Annotated in this window: 8 protein-coding genes; all 8 read right to left on the reverse strand. The window is 74.5% G+C overall.

Going from position 1 to position 9,147, the window contains the following annotated elements:
• Window positions 1-33 precede the first annotated feature (33 nt).
• Window positions 34-1,281, reverse strand: a complete 1,248-nt coding sequence (locus CBZ_RS04595) for an ABC transporter permease (RefSeq protein WP_130780416.1) — start codon at window positions 1,279-1,281, stop codon at window positions 34-36.
• On the reverse strand, window positions 1,278-1,997 hold the full coding sequence (locus tag CBZ_RS04600) for an ABC transporter ATP-binding protein (RefSeq protein ID WP_130780417.1): 720 nt from the start codon (window positions 1,995-1,997) through the stop codon (window positions 1,278-1,280). Before CBZ_RS04600 ends, CBZ_RS04595 begins: the two co-directional genes overlap by 4 nt.
• On the reverse strand, window positions 1,994-3,607 hold the full coding sequence (locus tag CBZ_RS04605) for an efflux RND transporter periplasmic adaptor subunit (RefSeq protein WP_130780418.1): 1,614 nt from the start codon (window positions 3,605-3,607) through the stop codon (window positions 1,994-1,996). The genes CBZ_RS04600 and CBZ_RS04605 overlap by 4 nt, the downstream gene beginning before the upstream one ends.
• Before the next feature lie 28 nt (window positions 3,608-3,635).
• Window positions 3,636-4,598, reverse strand: a complete 963-nt coding sequence (locus CBZ_RS04610) for a hypothetical protein (RefSeq protein WP_130780419.1) — start codon at window positions 4,596-4,598, stop codon at window positions 3,636-3,638.
• A gap of 186 nt (window positions 4,599-4,784) precedes the next feature.
• Window positions 4,785-6,011 (reverse strand): ABC transporter permease, encoded by a 1,227-nt coding sequence (locus CBZ_RS04615; RefSeq protein WP_130780420.1) that lies wholly within the window; start codon window positions 6,009-6,011, stop codon window positions 4,785-4,787.
• Window positions 6,008-6,814 (reverse strand): ABC transporter ATP-binding protein, encoded by an 807-nt coding sequence (locus CBZ_RS04620; protein ID WP_130780421.1) that lies wholly within the window; start codon window positions 6,812-6,814, stop codon window positions 6,008-6,010. Before CBZ_RS04620 ends, CBZ_RS04615 begins: the two co-directional genes overlap by 4 nt.
• Window positions 6,811-7,839 (reverse strand): efflux RND transporter periplasmic adaptor subunit, encoded by a 1,029-nt coding sequence (locus CBZ_RS04625; protein WP_130780422.1) that lies wholly within the window; start codon window positions 7,837-7,839, stop codon window positions 6,811-6,813. Before CBZ_RS04625 ends, CBZ_RS04620 begins: the two co-directional genes overlap by 4 nt.
• Window positions 7,840-8,004: 165 nt before the next feature.
• Entirely contained in the window at window positions 8,005-8,886 is an 882-nt protein-coding gene (locus CBZ_RS04630; protein ID WP_130780423.1) for a hypothetical protein, read from the reverse strand.
• Between the last annotated feature and the right edge of the window lie 261 nt (window positions 8,887-9,147).

Raw genomic sequence — 9,147 nt, forward strand, 5'->3', positions numbered from 1 at the left:
GCCAGGTGACGCCCGCGGGTCGGACCCCGCCGGTCAGACCCCGCCGCGCAGCGCCGACACGGGCTCGACCGACGCGGCCTTGAGCGCGGGGTAGAGCCCGGCGAGCAGGCCGATCAGACCACCGGTGAGCGCGGCCGCGCCGACCATCCGCAGGTCGAGGATCGGCGTCCACGACTGGGCGGCGCTGACCCCCACGACGGCGGCGACGCCGAGCGCGGCCCCGACGAGCCCGCCGAGCAGCCCGACGATGACCGACTCGACCATGAACTGGGCGGCGATGTCCCGCCGCGTCGCGCCGAGCGCCCGCCGCAGACCGATCTCGCCGACGCGCTCGAGGACGGACAGCAGCGTGACGTTCGCGATGCCGACGCCGCCGATGAGCAGGGCCACGCCGCCGAGCGCCAGGAAGATCGTGCTGATGTCGGCCTGGACGCTCTCGCGGACCTCGGACGTCCCGGCCGGTGCGCGGACGTCGATCGTCTCGGGGGAGTTCGGGGCGAGCGCGACGGGCAGCTGCTCGGCGACGACCGGTCCCGCGCCGACGCGCAGGTGCAGGTGGAGCTCCTGCGGTGCCGCGAGGTCGAAGTCGGCGCGCGCGGTGCCGTTGGGCAGGACGACGGCGCCGAGGACGTCGGACCGCCTCTTGAGCCCGTCGACGATCCCGACGACCTGGTAGGCGGTCTCGCCGATGAAGATCGACGGCTGCCGGTCGACGCGGGTCACGCCGAGCCGGCGGGCGGCGTCGACGCCGAGCACGACGACACGGTCGCCCCGCTGGTCGTGTCCGGAGTCGAACCAGCGGCCCTGCACGACGTGCCCCTGCACGGCGTCGAGCGAGCCCGCCGACGCCGCGATCACGTCGGGCGCGGCGCTGCGCGCGGCCGACGGGTCGTGCACGGGCACGGCGGAGATCTCGGCGTCGTCGATGTCGACCGCGGTGAACGTGCCGGCGGAGTCGACCCCGGCGATCCGGCTCGCGCGGTCGGCGGCGTCCCACGGCAGGGCCCCGGTGGCGCGCTCGCTGCCGTCCCACCCGCGCGACGTGGCGGGCTTCGCGACGGCCTGGGTCGCCGCGACGGCGTCGAACTGCTTGTTGATCTGCCCGGCGGCGGTCTGCGCGAGACCGACGGTGACGACGACGGACGCGATGCCGAGCACCGTGCCGAGGATGGTGAGGACGAGCCGGCCGGGTCGCGCCCCGATGCCCGCGGTGGCCTCGGCGAGCAGGTCACGCAGACCGAACCGGTCGGCGCGGGCCACGGGCCGGGTGAGGGTCCTCATGCGATCTCCTGCAGGCGGCCGTCGGCGATGCGCACGCGGCGCTCGGCGCGGACCGAGACGTCGGCGTCGTGCGTGATGACGAGCAGCGTGAGGCCGTCGCGGTGCAGCTCGTCGAACAGCTCGAGGACGCTGCTGGTGCTCTCCGAGTCGAGGTTGCCGGTGGGCTCGTCCGCGAGCAGGAGCCGGGGCTGGGCGACGACGGCCCGGGCGACGGCGGCGCGCTGCCGTTCGCCGCCGGAGAGCACGGTCGGCAGGAACCCGACGCGGTGCGCGAGGCCGACGCGCTCGAGCGCGGCCATGGCGCGGTCGTGACGCTGCGCCCGCGGCACCCCGCTGTAGAGCGTCGCGAGCAGCACGTTCTCGAGCACCGTGCGGTGCGGCATCAGGTGGAACGACTGGAAGACGAACCCGATGTGCCCGGCCCGCAGCGCCGCGCGACGCCCCTCGGGGATGCCGGCCGTGGGGACGCCGTCCAGCAGGTACTCGCCGGCCGTCGGGCGGTCGAGCAGCCCGAGCAGGTTGAGCAGGCTCGACTTGCCCGAGCCCGAGGGCCCGATGATCGACACGTACTCGCCGGCCTCGACGAGCAGGTCGGTGGGGTGCAGCGCGTGCACGGGCGGGTCGGCGGGGAACACCCGCTCGACGGCCCGCAGCTCGATGACGGGCGACGGCTCCTCGACCTGCTCGACGGTGCCGAGCAGGTCGAGGACCGTCACGCGTCCTCCGCGGTCGCGGTCTCGTCGTCCTCGGGGCGTTCCTCGCTCACGCCCACGACGACGAGCGCGCCCGCCTCGAGCGGCTCCTGCGCGGACGCGATCTCGACGTACCCGTCGGCCGCGAGGCCGGTGGTCACGGTGACGAGGTGTGACGCCTTGCCGCCCTCGCCGGCGACCTCGACCCGGGACTCGCCGCCCGGTCCGGCGGTGAGCGCGGCGAGCGGGACCGCGAGGACCTCGCCCTCGGTCGAGCTCACGGGCACGCGGATGCGCAGGTTCGCGCCCTGGATGCGGGCGAGCTGCTCGGGCGTGAGGTCGCCGAGCGTGAACACGACGGCGCGCCGGTCGCTCGGCGGCTCGGACCCGGTGTCGCCGGTGCCCGTGTCGCCCTCCTGACCCTCGGTCCCGTCCGTCGTGCCGTCGGTCTTCCCGGCGGTGTCGAGCGCACCCACGGACGCCACGGTCACGGGGATCTCGAGGTCGTCGAACGTCGCCGTCCCGGCGGTGCCCGCGGCGAGCAGCTCGGCGTCCGCGCGCGACGCGGTGGCGGTGACCTGGACGGTCGCGCCCGAGACCTGCATGAACACGCCGGTCACCGTGCCGCCGCGCTTGACGTCGACCGAGTCGACGCGGCGGGGCAGGGACGGCACGAACACGACCTCGCTGGCGGGCAGCGGGGTGAGCACGGCGGCCTCGGCGGTCGCGAGCTGCTCGCGCGCCGCGGTGAGGGCCTGCTGCGCGGACTTGAGCGAGGCGTTCTGCCCCGAAACGTCCGCACGCGCGTCGGCCTCGGACCGGGCCGCGACGGCCTGGTCGAGCTCGCCCTGCGCGGCGACGACGTCTGCCTGGCTGCACGGCTCCTCGGGGGTCGCCTCGGTGCACCGCGACTGGGCCTCGGCGAGCCGTGCCCGGGCGACGTTCACGGCGGCGTCCAGACCCACGACGACCGACGGCAGCGGGCCCGCCGACGCCGTCGTGAGCTCGCGCTGCGCCGCACCGACACCGTCCTGGGCCGCCCGGACCGCCTCACGCGCGCTCGTCAGGGCGGTCTGCAGCTCCTCGCCGGCGGTGGGGGGCTCGTAGCCGACCCGCTGGTAGAGGGCGCGCACGCCGGCGGCGGTGCGGGCGTCGTACGTGGACGACGCGGCGTCGCCGACGCCGATGCCGAGCGCGACGAGCGCCTGCTTGAGCTGCAGGACGTCGGGGCCGGACACCCCGGCACGCAGCGAGCGGTACGTCGGCAGCTCGCCGGGCAGCACGATGACGGGACGGCCGACGATCTCGAGCGCGACCGACGCGACGTCGACCGACGCCCCGACCTCGGGCACCTGCCCGGTCACGACGGCCGTGTTGCCGAGGTCCGCGGTCTCGACGCGCAGCCCGACGGGGTCCTCGTAGCCGACGTCGCCGCGCAGCACGACCTCGTTCGCGATGACGCGCTTCTCGACGGGCACCGTGATCGGGCCGGCGACGGGCGGCGCGGCGTCGGCGGCCGCCTTTCCGGGGGAGACCAGCAGCCGGCTCAGGCCGAGCCCGACCGCCAGGCTGACGACGGCCACCACGACGAGCACGACGACCGTGCGCCGTCCTCCCTGCGCGACGGTGCTCACCGGCGCTCCTCTCCGTGCCCTGCGGACGTCACTTGTCGGCTGCCTTCGCGACCATCGCCTCGAGCTCGTCCTTGTGCGCGTCGATGAACTCCTGCTCCTTGTCGAACTGCACCTCGAGCTGGACCTGGGTGTACCTGGTCTCGATCTGGCAGGTCCGGTCCGCGACGGCGGTCGTGAGCTCCTTCTCCTTGAGCTCGGCGATCGCCGCGGCGTCCTGCGTGCCGTCCTCGGCGAACGGGATGGCGCCGTGCGCCTCGTAGATGCTGTTCTGCGCGGCCTGCGGGTCCTCGAAGTCGAGGCCCTCGTCGGCCATGCACTGCGACCACGCCTTGCCGACGGCGACGAGGCGCTCGTCGCTCGCGGTGTCCGTGTTGTAGATCTCGCTGAGCTCGTCCATGAGGTCCTTGTAGGCCGGGTCGCCCCAGACCTGGCCCTCCTCGTAGACCTCGTGCTGCGCCTTGCCCTGGCAGCCCGCCTGGGTCCAGTCGTACTCGACGACCTCTTCCTCCTCGCCGGTGCTCTCCTGCGGCTCGCCGTACAGGGCCGCGTAGTACGCCTGCTGCTCGCCCTCGCTCATGGTCGCGACGTAGTCGGCGTTCGGGTCGACCCACTCCTCGGCGGACTGGCCCTGCGACATCTCCTCGCCGGTCGTCGCGCCGTACCCGTACTGCTCGGCGAACTCGAGCGAGTCCCAGTCGGGCATGCCGTCGTCGGCGGGCTCGGCGAACATCGCGGACACGTCCTGCGGGCGGTACTCGAAGCCCTGCTCCTGCATGCAGGCGGCGGTGACCTCCTCCGCGCGGCGGGCCTGCTCCTGGCTCTCGGCCTCGTCGGGCTGGCCGCCGAGCTGCTCGAAGTAGACCGAGAGGGGGCTGTCCTCGTAGGTCAGGGTCTTGTTGCCGCTGGGAGCGTTCCCGCCGGAGGTGCACGCGGTGAGCAGCACGACGACGGTGCAACCGGCCAGGACGGTGGGGGCGAGGGGCGTTCTCATCGGTCGTGCCCTTTCGGCGCGCGCACCGGTCGGTGCGTCATGGGAGGTGTCACTCGTGTCGCGGGGACCATACCGCTGCCGACCTGCTGGAAAGATCCACCTGGGGTCGGACAACGCATCCGCCGCGAGGACCGTCCGGACCTCGACGGGCGTCGTCCGTCGGGTGGGGCTGGCGCCGCGGCGCTGTCAGTAGCGGATCGCGTCGATCACCCGGACCCGGACGGCGAACGTGGCGGGGATGAGCCCGGCGAGCGCGCCGACGGCCGTCGCCGCGGCCATCCCGACGAGCGCGGCGGAGAACGGGAACGGCGGCATGTCCTGGATCCCGCCGCCGAACACGCGCTCCACGGGGATGTTCTTGACGATCGCGACGGCCACCACGACGCCCACGAGCCCTGCGACGACCGTCGCGACGACGGACTCGAGCATGACGCCGAAGAACACCCGGCTCGACGTCGCGCCGAACGACCGGCGGATGCCGATCTCCCGGATGCGGTACCGGACGGTCACGAGCGCGATGTTGACCAGCCCGAGCCCGCCGAGCAGCAGCGCGAACCCGCCGACGCCCAGCCCGACCCAGCGGGCGGCTCCGTCGATGGCCCCCTGGTCGTAGTCGTTGTCCCACGACTGCACGTCCCAGCCGGGCATCGACGCCTTGACGTCGCGCCGGATCTGCTCCTGCAGCGCGCGGTGCTCGCCGGGCGGCACCCAGACGAGGAGCGACGGTGCCGGCTGGTTCATCATCATCCCGAAGTCCGCGCCGGTGGACGTCGCCCCCGCGAGCCAGTGCTGGTACTGGTCGTACAGGACGAAGGCGGTGGGCGGCACGTCGGTCCAGTCGTCCGCGGTGACGCCGACGATCGTCGCGGTGACGGGCGCGCCGCCGCCGACCTCGACCGTCGGGTGCGTCGACAGGTCCCGGACCCCGAGCGTGCGCAGGAAGGCCTCGTTGACGACGAGCGTCGGCGCGTACGCCTGCTCGTCGGCCTCGGTGAACCAGCGCCCGTCGACCGGCACGACGCGGCGCAGCGTCGAGTACTCGGCGTCGACGGCCTGCGCCGTGACGGACCGCGTGCCGTCGGGGAAGCGGGCGTCGACCATGACGGAGCGGCTGCGGCTGGCGTACTCGATCCCGTACCGCTCGAGCGCGCTCGTGTACTGCGCGTCGAGCGTCGCGGGGTCGCCCTCGGGGTTCTCGGTCATGGGCCACGCGTCGAACGTGACGGTGACGCTGCGGCCGTTCTGCCGCTCGTTCTGCTCGGCGTACGCCTGCTGCATCATGGCGATCGCCGCGGTGACGCCCGTGATGGCGGTGACGGCGCACGCGACGCCGATGAGGGCGAGCAGCACGCGCAGCTTGTGGATGCGCAGCTCGTCCCACGCCTCGACGAGCGCCCCGACGACCCCGGTCACGCGGGCACCTCCTGGAGGGGCTCGTCGGCCTCGCCCGTGGGCAGCAGCCGCCGCTCGACGGCAGCCGACCGGTCCGCGACCTGCGTCGGGACGTCGCCGACCCAGTGCGACGCGGTGTCGAGCGTGATGGGCACGAGCGCGCCCTCGGTCAGGCGGTACTGCCGCTCGGCCCGGGCGGCGACGGCGAGGTCGTGCGTGATGGTGACGAGCGCGGCGCCGGTCTGCGACGCGATCTCGTCGAGCAGGTCCATCACCTCGCCGCCGGTCTCGACGTCGAGGGCGCCGGTCGGCTCGTCGGCCAGGATGACGCGCGGCCCGCGCACGAGCGCCCGGGCGATGGCGACGCGCTGCTGCTCGCCGCCGGACAGCTTCTCCGGCATCGTGTCGAGCCGGTCGCCGAGGCCGACGCGCTCGAGCATCTGGGCCGCGAGGCGGGTGCGCCCCCAGAACTGCCGCCCGCGCGCGTAGAGCAGGGGAGCGGTGACGTTCTCCAGGGCGGTGCGGCCGGGCAGCAGGTTGAACTGCTGGAACACGAAGCCGAAGTCGCGGCCGCGCCGCACGGTCCGCGTGCGGTTCGAGAGCTTCTGGACGGGCGTGCCCTCCAGCAGGTACGCGCCGGTGGTCGGTGCGTCGAGCAGCCCGAGGATGTTGAGCAGCGTCGACTTGCCGGTGCCGGACCGGCCGACGATCGCGACGTGCTCGCCGGCGTCGACGGCGAGGGTCACGCCGCGCAGGATGTGCAGGACCGTGTCGTCGGGCAGCCGGACGGAGCGCGTGACGTCGGTCAGCTCGAGGAGGCTCATCCGCCGCACACCGCCGGGTCGTACTGCGAGGGGTCGGTGCAGTCGACGTCGCCCTTGGCGCCGCCGGGGACCGGGATGAACTCCAGGACCGTGTCGCCGACGGCGAGGCCCTCGGTCACCTGCACGGTCCGGCCGTCGGTGAGGCCGAGCGTGACGGCCCGCTGCTCGGGCTCGGCGCCCTCGTCGGCGACGACCCAGACGTTGCCGCTCTGGACGGAGCCCTGGACGGCGGTCACGGGCACGACGACGGCGTCCTTCGCCTCGCCGTTGACGACCTCGAGCGTCGCGCCGAGCCCGGCGAACGCGGTGACGCCGGCGGGCACGCTGCACGTGAGGGTGCCGGACGTGGGGGCGACGGAGGTGTCGTCGGGCTGCTGGCCGCCGCTCGTCGTGGCGCCGACGCGCAGCCCGGCGCACTCGAACGGGGCGGGTCCGCCGTTGAGCGTGACCTGCGCGGTCGTCGGCGCACCGACGAGGCGGTACTGCTGCTCGGGGGTCAGCGTCCCGCTCACCGAGAGCGTGCCCGGGCTGACCTCGCCGACCTCGTCGCCGACCGAGACGACCTGGTCCTTGAGCGTCGGCATCGCGAGGGTGCCCGCGACGGGAGCCTTGACGACCTCGACCGTGACCTTCGGCTTGCGCTCGGTGGTCTTCTGCTCGCCGGTCGTGGGGTCGGTCGTGACGAGCGGGTCCTGCGGCGTCTCCTGGCGGATCTCCAGCAGGGGGGTGCCGGCCTGCACGGCGGAGCCGTCCGGTGCGAGCACCTTGGAGACGGTGCCCGCGAGGGTCGCCCGGACGACGACGGCCGGGTCGGCGACGACCGAGCCCTGCACGGTGACGGCGTTGGTGATGGTCCCGGTCGCCGCCTGGACGGTCGGCTCGGCGACGGAGCCCGTCGGCGTGAGCGCGTCGGTCGCGGGCTCGAGCTGTGCGCCCGCGAACGCGAGCTTGACGAGCGCGGCGGCGATGACGGCCCACAGCAGCAGGCGGATGGTCGGGAAGATGATCCGGCGGGTGACGCCCACGGGCGGACTCCTCGCGTGCAGGTGGTTCGGGCGGACGGCACGGTAGCGACGCGCACCCCGCGGGTGGATCCACCTGCGGGACGACAACGGTGTTATTCCGCGGCGAACACTACTGCGCGTCACGCATTAGTGCCACAACCTTCGTCGTCGGCCCGTCGGGACCGGTCAGCCGGTGGTTGCCCAGCGCTCCACGAGCGCGTCGAGCTCTGCCTGGTGCGCGTCCACGAACCGCTGGTCGTGCGCGGCGCGCGCGGCGTCCACGGCGGCCGCGTACCCCGTCGACTCCTGGCACGTGCGGTCGGCGACCGCCACGGCGAGCTCCAGCGCGCGCAGCTCGGCCTTCGCCGTCCCGGCACGCTGGGCGTCGCGGACGAGGTCCTGCGCGGCGTCCGGCGTCGCCGCCGGGTGCCCCGCGGCGGCCACGCACCCGGCCCACTCCGCGAGCGCCTGCGCGACCGCCGGGTCGGACGCGGCGTCGAACGGCTCGGCGTCGTACGCCTCCCGCAGCGCCAGGTACCCGGCGTCGTCGCCCGGGAGCGCGGCCGCGGCGAGCTGGTGCTCGGCCTGCCCGCGGCAGCCCTGCTGCTGCCAGCCGCCCGTGGAGGCCGCGCCCGCACCGCGGTGCGCGATGGTCCAGGCGGCACGCTCGGCGTCCGACATCCGGTTGAGCGTCGCCACGTTCGGGTCGGTGCCGGCCGTGCCGCCGCCGGCCGCGCTGACCGCCTCGGCGAGCGTCGTGATCCCGTAGCCGTGCTCACGGGCCCAGGCGAGCGTGCCGGAGCCGGGCAGGGCGTCGGCCGACGTCGGCAGGTAGGGGACGGGCTCGTACGTGAAGCCCTCCTCCGTCATGCAGCGGGCGACGAGGCGCTCGAGGGTCTCGTGCCGCTGCCGGTCGGCGTCCCCGAGCGTGCCGATCTGCGACCAGTAGGCGTCGAGCGGGCTCGACGACGCGGCCTGCTCGGCCTCCTGCCCGGCGGGGACCTCGTCGCCGCCACCGGGCGCACCGGCGCAGGCCGCCGCGGTCACGGCGAGGACGAGCGCCACCACGGCGGGACGCAGGGCACGGAAAACGGATGATTGCGGCATATGAGGCACGGGGCGGCAGCGTAGGTCATTTTTCACCCGCTCGGGTGCACCGTCCGGTTCACCCGTTCGGCGCAGCGCGCTGTCGTGCCCGGCACGCTGCTGCGTGCCCGGTGCCCGGTGCCCGGTGCCCGGTGCCCGGTGCGCGGCGCGGCGCACGGTCGTGCCCCGTGCGCCGCGCCGTCGTCAGGACGCGGGTGCCGCCGGCGGTGCCAGGACGAACGC

Origin of the sequence: Cellulomonas biazotea, assembly GCF_004306155.1 — a bacterium.
GTDB lineage: Bacteria > Actinomycetota > Actinomycetes > Actinomycetales > Cellulomonadaceae > Cellulomonas > Cellulomonas biazotea.